Source organism: Candidatus Erwinia haradaeae, assembly GCF_900699015.1.
Taxonomy (GTDB): Bacteria; Pseudomonadota; Gammaproteobacteria; order Enterobacterales; family Enterobacteriaceae; genus Erwinia_E; species Erwinia_E haradaeae_E.
The window spans coordinates 973,526-993,277 of the sequence record NZ_LR217737.1; the positions used below are offsets into that span (position 1 = coordinate 973,526).

At 31.8% G+C, this 19,752-nt stretch carries 13 protein-coding genes; 11 read left to right on the forward strand and 2 right to left on the reverse strand.

Annotation, left to right across the window (positions count from 1 at the left end):
- The first annotated feature begins 1,191 nt into the window (after positions 1–1,191).
- The 10 genes from cysJ (at position 1,192) to ispF (ending at position 12,512) form a co-directional block, all read left to right on the forward strand.
- The gene (gene cysJ, locus ERCIPICE3303_RS02930) at positions 1,192–2,994 is read left to right on the forward strand and encodes an NADPH-dependent assimilatory sulfite reductase flavoprotein subunit (protein ID WP_157991209.1); all 1,803 of its coding nucleotides are present in this window, start codon (positions 1,192–1,194) and stop codon (positions 2,992–2,994) included.
- Positions 2,994–4,709, forward strand: coding sequence for an assimilatory sulfite reductase (NADPH) hemoprotein subunit (cysI, locus tag ERCIPICE3303_RS02935; protein WP_157991210.1), 1,716 nt, complete (start codon positions 2,994–2,996; stop codon positions 4,707–4,709). The genes cysJ and cysI overlap by 1 nt, the downstream gene beginning before the upstream one ends.
- Before the next feature lie 11 nt (positions 4,710–4,720).
- Positions 4,721–5,452, forward strand: coding sequence for a phosphoadenylyl-sulfate reductase (locus ERCIPICE3303_RS02940; protein WP_157991211.1), 732 nt, complete (start codon positions 4,721–4,723; stop codon positions 5,450–5,452).
- A 908-nt stretch (positions 5,453–6,360) separates the two neighbouring features.
- Positions 6,361–7,743: a siroheme synthase CysG gene (gene cysG, locus ERCIPICE3303_RS02945; protein ID WP_157991212.1), complete on the forward strand. Its 1,383-nt coding sequence runs from the start codon at positions 6,361–6,363 to the stop codon at positions 7,741–7,743.
- A gap of 39 nt (positions 7,744–7,782) precedes the next feature.
- Positions 7,783–8,691: a sulfate adenylyltransferase subunit CysD gene (gene cysD / locus ERCIPICE3303_RS02950; RefSeq protein WP_157991213.1), complete on the forward strand. Its 909-nt coding sequence runs from the start codon at positions 7,783–7,785 to the stop codon at positions 8,689–8,691.
- A 9-nt stretch (positions 8,692–8,700) separates the two neighbouring features.
- Entirely contained in the window at positions 8,701–10,128 is a 1,428-nt protein-coding gene (cysN, locus tag ERCIPICE3303_RS02955; RefSeq protein ID WP_157991214.1) for a sulfate adenylyltransferase subunit CysN, read from the forward strand.
- Between the two features lie 5 nt (positions 10,129–10,133).
- Positions 10,134–10,739 carry an adenylyl-sulfate kinase gene (gene cysC, locus ERCIPICE3303_RS02960; RefSeq protein WP_157991215.1) on the forward strand — a complete coding sequence of 202 codons (606 nt, stop codon included), beginning with the start codon at positions 10,134–10,136 and terminating at the stop codon, positions 10,737–10,739.
- A gap of 183 nt (positions 10,740–10,922) precedes the next feature.
- Positions 10,923–11,165, forward strand: coding sequence for a septum formation initiator family protein (locus tag ERCIPICE3303_RS02965; protein ID WP_157991216.1), 243 nt, complete (start codon positions 10,923–10,925; stop codon positions 11,163–11,165).
- Positions 11,166–11,320: 155 nt separating this feature from the next.
- Complete coding sequence (gene ispD / locus ERCIPICE3303_RS02970) at positions 11,321–12,037, forward strand: 2-C-methyl-D-erythritol 4-phosphate cytidylyltransferase (protein ID WP_157991217.1); 717 nt, start codon at positions 11,321–11,323, stop codon at positions 12,035–12,037.
- Position 12,038: 1 nt separating this feature from the next.
- Positions 12,039–12,512 (forward strand): 2-C-methyl-D-erythritol 2,4-cyclodiphosphate synthase, encoded by a 474-nt coding sequence (gene ispF, locus ERCIPICE3303_RS02975; RefSeq protein ID WP_157991218.1) that lies wholly within the window; start codon positions 12,039–12,041, stop codon positions 12,510–12,512.
- Positions 12,513–13,330: 818 nt separating this feature from the next.
- Here ispF and surA read toward each other — a convergent pair.
- Together surA and lptD are read right to left on the reverse strand one after the other, a co-directional pair.
- Positions 13,331–14,620, reverse strand: coding sequence for a peptidylprolyl isomerase SurA (gene surA / locus ERCIPICE3303_RS02980; RefSeq protein ID WP_157991219.1), 1,290 nt, complete (start codon positions 14,618–14,620; stop codon positions 13,331–13,333).
- A 59-nt stretch (positions 14,621–14,679) separates the two neighbouring features.
- On the reverse strand, positions 14,680–17,004 hold the full coding sequence (lptD, locus tag ERCIPICE3303_RS02985) for an LPS assembly protein LptD (protein ID WP_157991220.1): 2,325 nt from the start codon (positions 17,002–17,004) through the stop codon (positions 14,680–14,682).
- Positions 17,005–18,614: 1,610 nt separating this feature from the next.
- On the opposite strand from lptD, the gene djlA reads away from it, so the two are divergent.
- The gene (gene djlA / locus ERCIPICE3303_RS02990) at positions 18,615–19,442 is read left to right on the forward strand and encodes a co-chaperone DjlA (RefSeq protein ID WP_157991221.1); all 828 of its coding nucleotides are present in this window, start codon (positions 18,615–18,617) and stop codon (positions 19,440–19,442) included.
- Positions 19,443–19,752 lie beyond the last annotated feature (310 nt).

A 19,752-nucleotide genomic window follows, 5' to 3' on the forward strand; every position in this document is an offset into this window, starting at 1 on the left:
TGGCATATCTTCCAAAAGATATACATTTGTATACTGTGACTGATCCTTAGCAGATACTAGATGAATCAGATCTAGAAGACCATTTAGACCTTTCAAAATATAGATTCCAAAGTTCTATGGTAAGAGTTACAACAACTCCTTTTCAATAAAAAACTAAAAAATCTAACTGAATAAAATTACTTATTAGTAACCAATATCTACAATTATCTTAAAGAATGGGATTTAGAGAAAAGACCTAAGAGTTATTATTCTCTTAATTACTCTAATTAGATATCTTAAAATTTCCCTATTTAAATCCAGATAAACAGATTAATTTCTAAACAATCATGTTATAAAAGAAATTGATATTAAAGACTGATTCAAAATTATTAATTTTAATTAATTGATACAAATCTGATAAAATTTCAAGTCTTGCTAAAACCATTAAGAATAGAAATATATTATTTAATATATCCCGTTTATATTTTTATAATAACACAATTTCTAGATTAGATATACTTCAGTCTCCATAAAGAGATGTATCTGACAAAAAACTAAAGACCACAAAAAATGATACATATAATATGCTCTATTACTCCCTTGTTTTAGTGAACAGAAGCAGCTATTCATGTATTTTACCATTAATACTATGCTAATTAAAAAAAATCATTAAGTCATTTATAAATATCTAGCCTATTGAGACTAACCAAAGATTTACTTGATCTAGGTTGTAACAAACGAATCTTGATTGCTAATAATATGATGAAAATAATAGTATTTTAATACTAAACTAAATAAATTAACCCTTGTCCTCGATGTAGATATAAATAACCATAACACTTGAACTATAAAAACAAAATAAACCAAATAATCATAAGACTGAATTGAATTGTTCATTTATATAAACATATAAAATTTATATATTGATATTCCCATATAATTAAAGAAATATTTATTCTACTCAAATTCATGCTAATATATACTAGCGCTATTTTTAGTCCTATCCTAAAATACTTAGCAAAGATATAAATGTTTACAATAATACAAATTATTAATAAAAATAAAATGATGACAACAAGATAACCATCTAATCAAAAAGAAATAAATTAAACATTTTATTTACTTTAATAAACTAAAAAAGTCTTATTTAAAAGTGATCGATCTTAATCTTACTTTTCTCTATAAATCTCTTAAATCTGGAATTTTGATGACATGACTACTCAAGCACCTGCGAAGAATATGTTACCACTCAATCCGGAGAAACTGGATCTCTTAAATTCAATCATAGATGATTGCTCTCTCCCTCATCTAACCTGGATTGCCGGTTATCTCTGGGGCATCATTCATCAAACAGAAGAAACCAAACTATATCCAATAAAAAAAGAAACACACATCCCAACTATTACGATCCTATCTGCATCTCAGACTGGAAATGCCCGTCGCTTATCTGAACAACTTTATGAAACACTAGATCTCGAAAAATTCCAATCTCATCTAATCAATACTAGTGACTATCAATTTAAAAAAATTAATCAAGAACAAATATTAGTACTGATCACATCTACCCAAGGAAATGGTGAACCTCCGGAAGAAGCAGTAGCATTATATAAATTCCTAATGTCAAACAAAGCTCCTAATATGAATACTTGTTCATTTGCCGTATTTGGGTTAGGTGACACCTCTTATGAATTATTTAATCAAGCTGGTAAGGATTTTGATAGAAGATTAGAGGAACTGGGTGCTACCCGTCTACTGAATAGAGTAGATGCTGATGTAGAATTTAGTGATCAAGCGTGCTCCTGGCGTACTCAATTAGTTAAGATACTACAAGAACATATTACGAGTAATACTTCTCAGGTTACTAACACTAATATCAAAAATATCAATTCGATAAATAACACCCTATATACTAAAGATACACCATTAAGAGCTCATCTATTAGTCAATCAAAAAATCACTGGTAGAAACTCCAATCAAGATGTACGCCATATTGAGCTGGACTTAGGAGAATCAAATCTACGCTATCAACCAGGCGATTCATTAGGAGTGTGGTTTGAAAATGACCCAGAATTAGTACAAGAACTAATGGATCTAACATGCCTTTCTATCGATGATAAAGTAATCGTAAATGACAATCTCATTTCTATCCAAGAAGCACTAAAAAAACACTATGAATTAACAATCAATACTACTCAAATTATTAAAAAATATGCTGAACTTGCACAGAATAATCATTTAATGACTAAACTGGATACTCAAGAAAAATTACAACAATATGCAAAAAATACACCTATCATTGAAATGATTCGAGTGACTCCAGTTAAACTCAATTCTCAAAAACTGATCAACATACTTCGTCCAATCTCTCCACGATTATACTCAATTTCTTCTGCACAAGAAGAAAATGAAAAAGAAGTGCATATTACAGTGAGTGTCGTACGATTTAATATAGATGGACGAGCTCGATCCGGCGGTGCCTCTAGCTATCTTGCAGATCGCCTCCATGAAAATGATGAAATACGTATTTTTGTTGAACAAAATAATAATTTTCGATTACCAGTAGACCCGAATAAACCAATAATCATGATTGGACCTGGAACCGGCATCGCACCATTTCGGGCTTTTATGCAAAAACGTAATAGCGAAAAAGCCTCTGGAAAGAATTGGCTATTTTTTGGTAATCCACATTTTACTGAAGATTTTCTATATCAAATTGAATGGCAGAGATATGTTAAAAATGGTATTTTAACTCATATTGACTTAGCTTGGTCACGTGATCAAAAAAAGAAAATCTATGTCCAAGATAAAATCTATGATAAAGGTGAAGAAGTATGGCGCTGGATTCAAGATGGCGCATACCTATATGTCTGTGGTAATGCTAGCCATATGGCTAAAGATGTTGAAAAAGTTTTATTAAAAGTAATCACAGAATTTGGTAAAATGGATCTTACAACAGCAGATGAATTTTTAAATAATCTTCGCATCGAACACCGTTATCAGAGAGACGTTTATTAATGATTAATAAAAAACATCCGGGTCCACTTAAGATTAATGGCCAATTAGATGACGCTGAACGCGTTAAAAAAGAAAGTAACTACTTACGAGGAAGTATTGCTGAAGATCTATCTGATAATTTAACAGGTGGTTTTAATGGTGATAACTTTTCCCTCATTCGATTTCATGGGATGTATCAACAAGATGACCGAGATATCCGTGCCGAACGCACAGAACAGAAGTTAGATGCTCGACATGCGATGATGTTACGCTGCCGCTTACCTGGCGGTATAATCACACCTAAACAATGGCTAGCAATCGACGATTTTGCTAAAGATAAAACTCTATATGGCAGTATCCGTTTAACTAATCGGCAAACATTTCAATTTCACGGTATTCTAAAAAATCATATAAAATCAGTACATCAGATTCTCCATGATATTGGTTTAGATTCCTTGGCTACTGCAAATGATGTGAACCGCAATGTGCTATGTAGCTCAAATCCAATTGAATCAATAATACATCAAGATGCGTATCAATGGGCAAAAAAGATATCTGAACACCTTCTCCCACAAACCCGTGCTTATGCAGAAATTTGGCTTGATCAACAAAAAGTCACTACTATTGATTCAGAACCTATTCTCGGATCTACCTATTTACCACGTAAATTTAAAACTGCTATTGTCATTCCACCAAATAATGACGTTGATTTACATGCAAATGATATGAGTTTTGTTGCTATTGCTGAAAATAAAAGATTAATCGGTTTTAACGTACTTGTTGGTGGAGGGCTGTCTATCGAACATGGCAATAAATTAACTTATGCACGTACTGCGAGCGAATTTGGTTACATACCACTTCATAAAATCATTGATGTAGCCGAAGCCATAGTAAAAACACAACGAGATTGGGGAAACCGTACTAATCGTAAAAATGCTAAAACTAAATATACAATAGATCGTGTTGGTCCTGATGTTTTTAAAGCTGAAGTTGAGCGTCGTGCTAATATTCAATTTCAATCCATACAGCCATATGAATTTACTACCCGTGGTGACCTTATTGGCTGGACAAAAGGTATTAATAACACATGGAATTTAACACTATTTATTGAAAATGGTCGAATACTGGACTATACTAATCGACCGATAAAAAGCGGAATAGCAGAAATTGCTAAAATGCATTATGGAGATTTTAGGTTAACTTCAAATCAAAATTTAATTATTGCTGGAGTGCCAGAATCAGAAAAAGAAAACATTCAAAAATTAGCTGTATCATACAATCTCATAGATAACATTAGCCTCCAACGTATAAACTCAATGGCATGCGTATCATTTCCAACATGCCCTCTAGCTATGGCGGAAGCAGAACGATTCCTTCCAGAATTTGTAACTTCTCTAGAAAAGATTATGAGTGCTCATAGCGTAGGGCATGAGTATATTGTCTTGCGCGTCACTGGATGCCCTAACGGGTGTAGTCGAGCGTTATTAGCTGAGATTGGTTTGATTGGAAAAGCACCAGGACGGTATAATCTATACCTTGGTGGCAATCGTATTGGAACACGTATTCCACGAAAATATCTGGAAAACATTAATGTAGATCAAATACTAAAAAATCTTGATCAACTTATTTGCCAATGGGCAGCAGAACGATATCAAGATGAAAGTTTTGGTGATTTTACGATCCGAGCTGGTATAATCAAACCAGTAATTAACCCATCCTATGACTTCTGGACATAAAGAAACTAGCAATGACAACTCTTAATCTTGTTGAATTAAATTCTTTTCCTAAAGGAAAACAAATAATCGATCTGGCAAATATCAATGCTAATTTAGAACAGTTATCCGCTGAAGAGCGAGTAACATGGGCATTAGCCAATCTACCTGGTCAAGCGATTGTAAGCTCAAGTTTTGGAATCCAATCCGCCGTAAGTCTACATCTAATCACAACAAGGCAACCTGATATTCCAGTAGTAATTACAGATACTGGGTATTTATTTCCAGAAACTTATCGATTTATTGATCACTTAACAACAAAGATGAATCTGAATCTTAAAGTATTTCGTTGCTCTCAAAGCTCTGCATGGCAAGAAGCACGCTATGGTAAATTATGGGAAAAAGGTCTAGATGGTCTCAATAGATATAACAACCTCAATAAAGTAGAACCAATGAATAAAGCTCTAAAAAAATTAAAAGTGAAAACATGGTTTGCCGGTCTACGACGTGATCAATCTGTTAATCGCTCACAACTTCCTGTTCTGGATATTCAAAAAGATATCTATAAATTCCTTCCAATTATAGACTGGACTAATCAGATGATTTACCAATATATCAAAAAACATCATTTACCTATCCACCCCCTGCAGGAACAGGGTTATGTCTCAATTGGAGACGTACACAGTACGAAAAAGTTAGAACCAGGGATGAAAGAAGAAGAAACTCGTTTCTTTGGTTTAAAACGAGAATGCGGTCTACACGAATAGATCAACCTTATCTAGTTCACATCTAATTAGATAAACTCGATTATATCCACAATATCTCTATTAAATTAATCTATAATGGGTCTATTGAAAGATCTAATTGATATCACCTGAACAATCCCATGCTTTTATATAATCCATTCCAAAACATTACAACAGATTATTAATTTAGATTAATTCATCACTCTGAATTAATCTTAGTATTATCTGCGATAATATGTCAATATATATAAATATCTATAGCATGGCACCAGAAAAGATTAGTGTTAATCTAATTAATAACACAATCCTATTGAAGACACTGCGTATATCCTATTTAGTTTATAAAATCTGATCACTTGATCCAATGACACTTAAGATTATGTCAACCTTTTTGTCAATCAACAAAATTAAATTTTTTTTTATCCTCATTAAAAAATAAGGATTTACTAATCTTATATATCGATATAAGATCCGATCTATAAATATCCAGATAATTCAATTCTTGCGATTAGAGACAAAATAAATAATATTATTTCTATTCTTAAAAAAATTAGCATGCTCACTCCACGCAATTACAAAGATGCTCTATCAGAGATAGATAACGTCCTAATAAATTTAATGCACAGAATCTATCACAAAAAGTTTATACTTTAATTCAGTTGCTTCTTGTATTAGTAGAGCTACTCATTATTTTTATAATATACACAATAATGTTACATATTGCATAATCTCACATATGAAATAAAATCAAAAATAATAGAACATTGAATACATACATACTTATAGTATCCTATACTAAAGATTTCTTATTCTAAACTCTCATCGCAAGTTATACTGTTTAGTAACTATTGATTCTAATTAGTAATTTAATTAGACTTTATATTGACATGTATAGTTTATTGCTCTTTTATTTAATTATGAAGGTACATGTGGATTATCTGCCTATTTTTCTAAATATTAAAAATAAACCAGTACTAGTAGTAGGTGGTGGAAATGTAGCAAAACGAAAAATTAAATTACTTAATGAAGCTGGTGCCTATATAAAAATCGTAGCAAACCAGTTATGTATAGAGCTCAGCGCTATGCATAAAAAGAATCAATTAGAATGGATTGCTACAACTTACCAATCTCAACAACTAGAAAAAGTATTTCTAGTCATTGTTGCCACTAATAGTTCTGAACTGAATCATTCTATTTATCAAGATGCTACCTCTCGTCATCTCATCGTAAATGTAGTAGATGAACCAGAAAACTGTTCATTTATTTTCCCTGCTATCATTGACCGATCCCCAGTAATTATAGCTATTTCATCTAGCGGAACAGCCCCTGTTCTTTCACAATTAATACGTGAAAAAATAGAAGCAGTACTACCAGCCAATTTAGGACAAATAGCAAAGATAGCTGGAGACTGGCGTAATAAAGTAAAAACACGATTCTGCAGATTATCTGAACGACGCAATTTCTGGAATAAGGCTTTTAATGGTTTATTTGCTAGTCAAGTCACAAAGGGTCAATTCAATGAAGCAAAATTAACGCTAGATCAACAGCTCAATAATGCTAACATATCATCAGGTGAAATTATACTAGTAGGAGCAGGACCAGGTAATAGTGGTTTGTTAACTTTACGTGCATTACAGGTAATGCAAACAGCTGATGTATTGCTATATGATTATCTAGTTAGTAAAGAAATTCTAGATTTAAGTCGACGCGATGCAGATCGTATTTGTGTTGGTAAACGCGCAAATAATCATAGCACAACCCAGGAAGAAATTAATTCCTTGCTAGTGCAACTAGCAAAACAAGGTAAGCGCGTTGTACGGCTAAAAGGTGGAGACCCCTTTATTTTCGGAAGAGGCGGAGAAGAACTACAAGCAGCAGCACAAGCTGGTATCCCCTTTCAGGTTGTGCCTGGTGTTACTACAGCATTAGGAGCTGCTGCCTATACCGGTATTCCGTTAACTCATCGAGACTATGCCAACAGTGTACTTTTTATTACTGGACACTTGCGTTCTGATAATTCTATAACCGATTGGTCAAATCTAACACAATCAGATAAAACACTAGTTATTTATATGGGTTCTATTCAAGCAGCGAGGATTTCTTCACAATTAATCATGAATGGTCTAGACCCAAAAACACCTATTGCTGTCATTAGTCGCGGTACCTGCCAAGATCAAAAAGTACTAATCGGAATACTGAAAGAACTTGAAACACTGATACAACACATACCTACTCCTATATTACTAATCATTGGAAATGTAGTCAAACTACACCACCAATTATCATGGTATAAACACAATAAAAACGAATAAATTAAACACCCCAATTTTAAGTTATATTAAGGAAAAATAATGCACTCCAGTTATCTTACCCACTTACAACAACTAGAAGCAGAAAGTATTTATATTATCCGTGAAGTAGCAGCAGAATTTACTAATCCTGTTATGATGTATTCTATTGGAAAAGATTCTTCGGTTATGCTCTATTTATCATGTAAAGCTTTCTACCCAGGTAGTATACCATTTCCATTACTACATATAGATACCGGATGGAAATTCCGTGAGATGTATCAATTTCGTGATCAAACTGCAAAAGAAGTCAATACAGAACTCTTAATACACCGTAATTCAACAGATGAAGCTGTAGGTACCAACCCCTTTTTAGACAATAAAACACGACATACAGAAATCATGAAGACTGAAGGGTTAAAGCAAGCTTTAAATAAATATGGATTTGATGCAGCTTTTGGAGGGGCTAGACGTGATGAAGAAAAATCTCGAGCAAAGGAACGAATCTACTCTTTCCGAGATCACTTACATCAATGGGATCCAAAAAATCAACGTCCTGAGCTTTGGCATAATTATAATGGTCAGATTCATAAAGGTGAAAGTATTCGAGTATTTCCTCTCTCTAACTGGACTGAACTAGATATCTGGCAATACATTTTTCTAGAAAATATTAAAATTGTTCCTCTATATTTATCCGCGATACGTCCAGTACTTAATCGAAATGGCATGCTAATTATGATTGATGACGATCGCATTGACTTACAGGACGGTGAAAAAGTTGAACAACGAATGATTCGTTTTCGTAGTCTTGGATGTTGGCCATTAACAGGAGCAATAGAATCTAATGCGCAAACAATTCCTGAAATTATCGCCGAAATGCTAATTTCTAATACTAGTGAACGCAAAGAACGATTAATAGACCAAGATCAAACAAGTTCTATGGAAAATAAAAAACGACAAGGTTACTTCTAAGGAGCGATAATGCATAGTATTATTCCTCATGACCATCTCCAATCCTCTATTATAGAAGACTGGCTACAACAACAGAAAAACACAAGCCTGCTCCGATTTCTTACCTGTGGTAGCGTTGATGATGGTAAAAGCACTCTAATTGGTAGATTATTACATGATACAAGACAGATTTATGAAGATCAGTTATCTACATTATCTAGTGACAGCAAACGCCATGGAACTCAGGGAGATCAACTAGACCTGGCATTACTAGTAGATGGTTTACAAACTGAACGCGAACAAGGTATTACCATTGATGTTGCCTATCGATATTTTTCTACTTATCGGCGTAAATTTATTATCGCTGACACACCAGGTCACGAGCAATACACACGAAACATGGCTACAGGGGCATCAACGTGTGATCTTGCTATCCTTCTTATTGATTCACGTAAAGGCATATTGAATCAAACTCGTCGTCATAGCTTGATTACTACACTATTAGGTATAAAATACTTAATTGTAACAATTAATAAAATGGATCTTGTGCATTACAGTCAAGATAAATTTTTAACAATTAAAGAATCCTATCTTAATTTTTCCAAACAGCTACCTAATAATATTAATCTTTACTTTATACCATTATCTGCTCTTACAGGTGAAAATGTAGTCTACAGTAATAAAAAAATGTCATGGTATGAAGGGCCAACATTACTTAATCTCTTAGAAACTATTGATGTTAAGAGAAACAAAGAAGAAAAACCAATACGATTTCCGATACAATACGTAAATCGTCCGAATCTTGATTTTCGTGGTTACGCTGGAACAGTGGCTTCTGGAAACATACAGATAGGTCAGCGGATAAAAGTACTGCCTAGTGGAAAGAAATCAGAAATCATACGTATCGTGACATTTGATGGTGATTTACAATATGCCAATGAAAATCAAGCTATTACTTTGGTCCTCAAAGATGAACTTGATATTAGCCGTGGTGATCTATTAATAGATGAAAATGAACAATTAATAGCCGCACGAGGTGCAACTGTGGATGTCGTATGGATGGCAGAAAAACCACTAACACCAGGTCAAATCTTTAATATAAAGATTGCAGGTAAAAAAACACGAGCATATGTTGATAAGATTCATCATCAAATTGATATTAATAACCTAACATACTATACTTCTAAAGAATTACCACTCAACGCCATTGGTCTTATTGATATCATCTTCGATGAACTGATACCTATCGATATTTATGAACACAATCGAGTCACTGGCGCAATGATATTTATCGACCGATTAAGTAACGGGACTGTTGGAGCCGGTATGATCAGACATACTCTGAAAGATGCTATCTCTGCTCATAAAGAGAAATTCAGTAATTTTGAGTTGGAATTCAATGCTTTAGTACGCCGTCACTTTCCGCATTGGGGTGCCTCTGACCTATATGATAAGTGAATAACATGATACAGAATAATCAAAACTTAATGTGGCATTCTTATCCCATTACTCAAAAAGAACGCGAGCAGCTTCATAATCATCGAAGCGCAGTATTGTGGTTTACTGGATTATCTGGATCAGGTAAATCGACTGTTTCTGGTTCTCTAGAAAAAGAATTGTACCAAATAGGCATTCATACTTATTTACTTGATGGAGATAACCTAAGACATGGATTATGTCGTGATCTGAGTTTTAGTATAAATGACCGTAAAGAAAACATACGTCGAATAGGGGAAGTAGCAAAACTCATGCTTGATGCTGGACTTATAGTACTTACTGCACTTATCTCTCCTTACACTAAGGAGAGAGAGATGGTACGTGATCTAATTGGTCCAGATCGTTTTATTGAAATATTTCTAGATACACCTCTATCTATTTGCGAACAACGAGATCCAAAGGGCTTATATAAGAAAGCGCGCTCTGGAACTCTAAGTAACTTTACAGGAATAGAATCTGAGTATCAGATACCATTAAAACCAGATATACGTCTCGATGGTGAAAAAAAAATAAAATTTTTAACTAATGAAGTATTAAATTTATTAAAGATACGTAATATTATTCGGACTTAAATTAATATGAGCTTCCATATGTATAGAAAGTTGGAAGCTCATACTATCTAATTAAAAATTAGTATCAAATGTATAAATGCAATTCTATATACAACATATATGGAATATTTCCAGCCTCATTATGCCAAAAATCCACACACCGACAAAAATAAAATAGATTAACATTTGATCCAAACAAAATACATGACCAAACTTACTATAATTTTATTAATCCTTCTCAGTGAACTACAATATTCACTATGGTTTGGAAAGAATGGAATATATGCATTAATACAAATTAATGCAGACCTAGAATCACAGAAAGCTTTCAACTCCAAACTCAAAGCACGAAATGATCAATTACGTTATAAAGTTCAGAATTTACATTATCATCTACAACTCATGGAAAAACAAAATAATAATGTAGATCAAGTATCTAAAAAATAAAATAAATACTTGTTAGTAACACGGTAGAGCACTCTTGTCATAAACAGAACAATCAATGTAACAAAAATTAATTAGATATTCTTAAAATCATAGCATGTCGTGTCATTAATATGAATGCTTTACAATGATTATATTATCAAGTAAAAATGTATCTCATGAATCATCTAATCTCTTACTCTAAAACCATTGCTATAGTTGCTGCAGCAGGTACGGGACGCCGTATGCAATCAGTATGCCCGAAGCAATACCTTCGTATCTGCGGAAAAACAATTCTAGAGCACAGCTTGATTGTGTTACTAAATAACCCGAACATTCAACAGATCATTGTGGCCATTCATCCAGAAGATACTTACTTTAATTCTTTATCAATAGCTAGAGATTTACGTATTACTACAGTTTATGGCGGTATCAGTCGTACTGATTCCGTTATAGCAGCTCTAAAGATAGCCCCTTCTACTCCATGGGTATTAATTCATGATGCTGCCCGACCATGCCTTTATCCTGAAGACTTATGTCGCCTACTTGCTTTAACCTCCTACAGTCAGGTCGGAGGCATTCTAGCAGCACCAGTAAATGATACTATAAAATATTCCATCCTCGGTGCTAATTATATTTCTCATACTGTCTCACGAAACAACTTATGGCAAGCTTTTACACCTCAACTATTTCCATTAAAACTTTTACAAACTTGCCTGAATCGAGTTATAAATGAAAAAAAAAATATAAACGATGAAGCAACAGCATTAGAGTTCTGTGGATTTTACCCAGAAATTCTTCATGGACGCCGAGATAACCTTAAAATAACAGAACCAGAAGATCTGGCTCTAGCTGAACTCTACATCACAGAGAGATATAAAAAATTAGGAATATAAAATGAGAATTGGTCACGGTTTTGATATACATGGTTTTGGAGGTGTTAGTCCATTGATTATTGGTGGCGTTCATATTCCATATCAAAAAGGTTTGCTCGCTCACTCCGACGGAGACGTATTACTTCATTCTCTCATTGACTCACTGCTTGGTGCAGTAGCATTAGGAGACATTGGACATTTCTTTTCAGATACTGATGATGCTTATCGAGGCATAAGCAGTCGATTTCTTCTTCGCGAAACCATGCAGAAAATTATACAAAAATCCTATCATGTAGGAAACGTTGATATAACTATAATAGCTCAAGAACCAATAATGACGCCATATGTTCAAAACATGCGGATGAATATTTCAGAAGATTTATCTATTAATATAAATAGAATTAATATAAAAGCAACAACCTCTGAAAAACTAGGATGTATTGGTCGACGTGAAGGTATTGCTTGTCAAGCAGTGTCACTGCTTTTTCCATATTAAACTTTTATACATATATACATCATAATCTATACGACTAACCACCCGTATTAATCGTCAACTAAAAATAATTTCTTTTATTTTTAGTTGAAAATATTCACTTAGTTTATAAGATATTATTAGTCCTGCTCTTTTTAATAAAATTATTATATCAATAATAACTAAAACTTTTCTAGTCAAAAATCCTGGTCATATATTTATTAATATTTAAAAGATATAATTGGATATTGATTTTTATAGAAAAGATAACATTAATTTCAATATAATAAATATAATTTCAATCTAGAAATCAATTCTATCACCACTAAAATATTACATTCAAGATTAATTAGAATTAATAAATTAGCTTAATAATATTGACCTTCTATGTTAAAAAATTGATATGAATCAGTTCTCTCCTTTTTTGAAAAAATATTTATTGTAGAAGTCATACCTCTATTCCATTAGCCCACTAAAAATAGTAATGACCATTTTATTGAAATACCTAGTGATCTATCTCATATCTTTAGATATATTATAAAGCATTTTTAACATTATTAATTTGCCAACTAATAATAAAAACTCAAAATACAATAATATGAGATAGATTAAACCTAAATGAGTGCATAACGAACTAATATAGATGATATGCAAAAAAACTCTTTGATTTAAGATTGTAATCCAACATCTATTATCTCATATGTCATTTTTAAAAAATACCTATCTGTCTTTTTACGATTACAATAAGAAAAATATTCTAGAAACATGATAAAACAAAAGTCACCATTATATTTTCTATATATGATAGTACATTGTAGTTATTCTATAAATATGACTTCTGTCTAATTATTCTGATCATGTATCTTAACATAAGCAGAGTCGCGCTCATCTTCCATCCAAGATAATGTAGCTATAGGTAATTTACGTGCCAGCAATAGTTGATAAGCCTGTTCTTTTTGTGCCATATCAGTTCTATCCACTACTCGACTATCTAGTAGTTGTATAATATGCCATCCAGAATCAGAATGTATGGGTTTACTAACCTGACTATTTTTTAATCCTGCGAACATATTTTGAAAAACATCTTCAAACTCTTCTATTGGGCGCCAACCTAAATCCCTACTATTATATTCTGATGGAAAATCTTGTGATATACCTTGTGTAACTTGGCGAAACATCTTACTATTATTAATTACAGAAGAAATTTTAAGTAATTTAGCTCGAATCTGTGCATCAGATAGTATTGGTGATGACTTGATAAAAATATCTCTAATATACACCTCCTTAGATAAAATTCTTTGCTGATTTCCATGTATATCGTTAACTTTCAAAACATGCCAACCGATTCCAGATTTAATAGGACCAATAACATCACCTTTGTGTGCTTTTATTAGAAATGTAGAAAATAATGAGGGTAGTTCTTTTATTGTTCTCCATCCCATATCCTCTTCTGTAAGACTCAGCATATCAGAAGAATAAGCTGTGATTAATTGATCTAAATGAGAACCATTTTTTAACCGCTTAACTAACTGAGAAACTATACTTTCTCGACTTAGTGCTTCTTTCTGTGTTAAATGTTCTGATAAAGGAAATAAAATATGACTTAGTTTAAATACAGCCTTAGAATTATTTTGTAACTCTAGATAACTTGCAAGTGAATTAATTTCCTGTGGTAAAATAGAAAAACGACGTCTAACTTCATTGGCCCGTAAATCCAATACCATTAAATTGTTTCGAATTCTCTCATAATAAGCATTATAATTAATTCCTGAATCAGATAACGATCTAATAAATTGACTAACATTCATTTTTTGTTGCTTCGCTATTTTATAAATAGTATCATCTATCTTCGAATCATTAATATGAAAACCAAGTTGTTTTGCTTTTTGCAACAAAATATTGTTTATAATTAGTTGTTCTAACACATGATGATAAAGAACGTTGTTCTCAGGTAGCTTTTTACCAGTCTTAATTGCTTCATTATTAAAAAATTGGATCATGCTATCTACATCACTCTTTAAGACCACGCTATTATTAACGACGGCAACAATTTGATCTACCACCTGAGGTGATGAGAATACAGTACTAGATATAAGACCTGCACCAAAAATTAATACTTTCCAATAAGTCATATGCCTTCCACTTGTTATTTTCAAACTACCGGATTGTTAATATTTAATATACCAGAATATTAAATAATACTTTGATAAGGTAAAATTCCTTGACGCAACATCTGAGTGCTATCTAATCGATAATCGTTAGGCCTTAGACCACGGAGCTCAATATTGAAAATAATTTTATTATCATATTTACCTGCACCTTCCATCCAACCTTTAATATTATGTACATATCCAAATCTCACCAGATAGCAACAAGAGCTATATTCTACTCCGACCAACTGATCTACTATTAACCGAGTCTTTGTATTATAATAGCACGACCCTACTACAGACCACTGATTAATAAACGACCAACTAGCAGTGATACCAATTTGAGATATATCCTGCTTATATTGAGACTGATCTATCTCATTCTCAAGTAAGACTTGACTTATATAATTTTCACTAATATATCGATAACTCATCTGTACCATGTGATTAACATCAGAACGCCATTCCAATATAAAATCTCCCTGAGAAACACTATCTAAATAAGTATCATAATATAATCCACCATATATAACTAAATGATCTTTCACCCGAGCTTTACTAGCTGCTACTAACGCTATAGTACCTAGATAGTCATCACTCTCTCTATGTAACCTATGAAATTCTGGAATAAGCGAATAAATTTGCCCTACAGAAATATTAAAACGTTCATATGAATTAGGATCAAAAATCCGCATAGTTAAACCAGTTGTTATCTGGTTAGCAGCATCAATTCGATCAAGACCACTATATTTACGTTCCTGAAATAAGCTATAATAATTCCGAATTAATAGTGTAGAATCATAAACTTGTATTGATCTTTGATCATGATACGGAATATAAAGATATTGAATCCTTGTCTCAATACTTTGAGTATAACCTGGTAACAATACCATGTCATGGTCAAAACAAATCTGTTCATCAATACTGAATTGCGGTATAATACGATTAATAGAATTTTTCAAAATATGAATATGTTTGCTCTGTAAATTATAATACTGTATGTTTTTTTGTAGATAATACGTAGATAAAATTTTAACTGTAGTATTTAGTTTATTCCATTCAGTTACGTACGGCCAGTTGATCATCGGTTCAATATGTATACGTATGGCATCTGGCATCTGTGGGTTGCGATTAGTAAATCTGACAACCTGGGAATATAAATGACTCTGAAATAACCCAGGATTGCCTAAATAATAATGAAAATCTAACTGCGGCTCAGCGGAATAAAAATCATGATAATTTTTAGTGGATAAAATCTGAAAATATTTTCTAGATAACGTTGTATTCCAATTTTTTCCTGTATAACTCCAATCAAATCTTTGAGTAAGATATCCGTTAGTCGTAGATCCATATTTAGAGTCTAAATCTCTAAAGTAATCAGTATCACTGACCTTGGTATATTCAGCCTTAAAATTCCAATAATTAGTATTAAAATTAGCATGATGCCAATGGAATAACCATCGAGGAGAAAAAAAACCGTTCTTATCATATCCATATTTATATATGTCATCATGTTTTAAGTAATCGAATTCTAGTAGACCAGATCCTAGAATCAAATATCGAAATTCATTCTGCCATTGTATTCCGCGATGACTGATATAACGCATCATGAACGTAGCATCTGCTTGGGGAGCTATATTCCAGTAATATGGAAATAAAAACTGAAAACCACTAATCTTATTATAAGATCCCTTTGGAACCAAAAAACCCGATCGATGCTTATCACCTATTGGGATCTGTAAATAAGGACTATACAAAATCGGAATCAGTCCTAATTTAAATCGAGCATTCCAAATCTTATATACTTGCATATCACGATCCTGAATGATCTTAGAACCTTCTATAGTCCAACCATGGTTTCCAATAGGACAGGAACTAAACATACCGTGTTTTAGAATAGTATACTGGTTATTTCGTCTTAATTGTATTTGACGAGCAAAACCTCTTTCTTGTCGTCCAAGAATTTTATAAGAACTATTCCACATATTAACATCTTTAGTATTTAAATTTATCCAAGCCCTAGGACCTGACAAAACTACTTGTTCATCCTCATACTGAACATGACCTAATAAATCAATAGTATCAATAAGAGTTGTAGTCGGTCCTAACATACTTCGATTAAACTGAACATAATCAGATTTTAGATGTCTATGTCCCTGATGAATATCCACATGACCATTAAAAATAGCGTTTTTTTCATAACTAACAGTAGCCATATCTGATGTAATAATTACTGATAACTGATTCAAATATTCATCGTCTATAAGATGATTTTCTTGAATAGGTGAAGCATCCTTACATTGTAATGTAGAATCACCAGCTAAAACTATAGAATGAAATAGAATGAAATTAATAAGAAAAACCACCAAGATAGATAATCTGATTTTTATCATATAAAATATCAAACAGTATCCTTATAATGGTTGTTATATAAAAAACCATTGGTAAAATTCATGATAATCAATTATGTATACGAATAAGAAGTGACTCTTTCTTTAAATACAATAAAATCTATTTCTCTCATACTCTTTTATAAAATTCATAAAATAATAACATTCCTATTATTCTGATTATATTCTTATCATTTAAGACTCGAGTATAATGTGAGTATCCCTGATAAATAATCCAATTAAAAGTAAATATTAATGATTCTATTAATCTAAATAGAATGCTATCCTGCTAATTAAAACGAAATCTTTTGAGAATATAAGAAGATAATTAAAACTGAACACTACTAATAATATTCATTAAAATCTACCACAAAAATAATTAATACAATCTTCTCATCTGATCTATTTAGCTACCTAAAATCTATTATCAGAATAACTATATTAGTCTTATACTCAATTGGATATGATTCTTCATTAAATATTAAAAATATCTTTTTTCTTGATACATGCCTACAACCATAAGTACAAACTCAATAGTTTATTTAAATCGACTTAAACCTCTATACACATAGATTATTCTGTCTTAGAATCTCAAAATGTTATATTTATTGTAGTGAACCATAATAAAAATATTTAATTTAACAGACCTTTTATCAAGATGATTGAATCCTATACCCAAAAATCTAATATTAGACTGTACTATGATAAGCTGAGCTTTATTAACATGTATAAATAGTATCTACATACTAATTTTAGTATCCAGATACTATGTCTATCTGTATTTAAATGATTAGATAATCTAACTTTATCACATAAGTTTAATGATCAAAAAACTAAATTTCATTTTTTGGTGTACTAAAAATATATTTATTTTATTAAAAACTAAATTTTATAATTATATAAATACATTAACTAAAAAAGATGAAAAACAATACCTTTATTCTATTTTTCTATCAACTGATCTAATAAAAAATGTACTACCTAGCAATACATACTTAATTTACGTCCTATAAAAATATTGATTAAAATAACATGACATATCACACTGTTGTTATAATATAAAAATCAAACTTTTTAAGTGAGCGGATTAATTTAATTAAGCAATAAAATATAATTAAATGTACTTTAAGACACCCTACCATGACCATATGATAAATGTTAAGCTAAACAAATGTCGAAAATACAATCTTTAATTTATTAGAAAACTAGATATCACTTGCTGTCTACACTGAAGAATAAAAAACATATAAGGTAAAAACTTGTTCTACATACCATCAAGTATTTGATATAAAATTAGTTAGTTATATATCAAAGATATCCTTGTTCAAAAATGAAATAAATAGAAAATTAATTCAATCAATAAATAGGTAAATCAATAAATAAATATATTTAAATTTTACGTACTATTACATAACATCTTTTAAAATATTTTATCATTAGATATAGTCATAATAAAAATATTAAAATAGTTTATGCTATACAAATATAACGCTAGATGAATATCTTGCATAATCACTTACCCTTTAGGAGAACACGTATGCATCTTTCTATCAGACTTAAAAAGTCGATGACCTAATGAGGAGTCTATGTTCTACTGGGGTAAAATATTAGGATTATTTTGGGGATTGCTATCTGGATCAAGCCTCTGGAGTATACTAATTGGTATACTAATAGGACATATATTTGATAAAACTCGCTGTCCTGATAATCAATATACCACTTTTGACCAACAAAAACGGCAATCGTTGTTCTTTCAAACAACCTTTCAAGTTTTGGGGCACCTCACAAAATCTAAAGGACGAGTCACAGACAAAGATATTGAAATTGCCTCCAATCTTATGGATCGAATGAAGTTACATGGAGATAGCCGACAAGAAGCACAACGAGCTTTCCGCGAAGGAAAAAAAATAGATTACCCTATTCGCGATAAATTACGTGAGCTACGTATGTCCTCCTCTGGTCGTTTTGATTTACTTAGAATGTTTCTTGAAATCCAGATTCAAGCAGCATTTGCCGATGGATTACTTCATCCAAATGAACGTGAAATATTATATGTGATTGCTGAAGAACTGGGTATATCCTATACACAATTTGAACAATTCATACAAATGATGGAAAGTGGGAAGCAGTTTAGTCACACATATTACAATGACAATAATTCACATTATGAAGAGAAGTGTCATCCAGATAAAAAATCACCAACTCTTAAAGATGCCTGTACTATGCTCGGCGTATCAATTAATGATGATTTTACTATAATAAAACGAGCATATCGTAAAAGAATGAGCGAACACCATCCAGACAAGTTAGTAGCAAAAGGTCTGCCTCCAGAAATGATGGAAATGGCAAAACAAAAAACACAAGCTATTCAAGAAGCATATGATCTTATCAAACGAGAAAAAGGTTTTAAGTAGCTACCAATTCTACTTCAAAGCTCTATTAAAATTTAATGCCATAAAACTGAAGAATTATAGTATAGACGATGTACAGCGTTATCTATCTACTGTAAAATAATGGATAAGCTAGTATCCATAGATACTGAAGTCATATTTATCATTATAAAGATAAATTATCTTATTTACTTGAACTAAATCAATAATTGATTAATTGCACTAGTTATTACATATTAAATCTATAATTTGATTCATCAAAATCTTAAATTAAAATTTTGAATACCACTCTTAAATTCATCTAAATTTTAGAGAGAAACTGATATTGGACCTG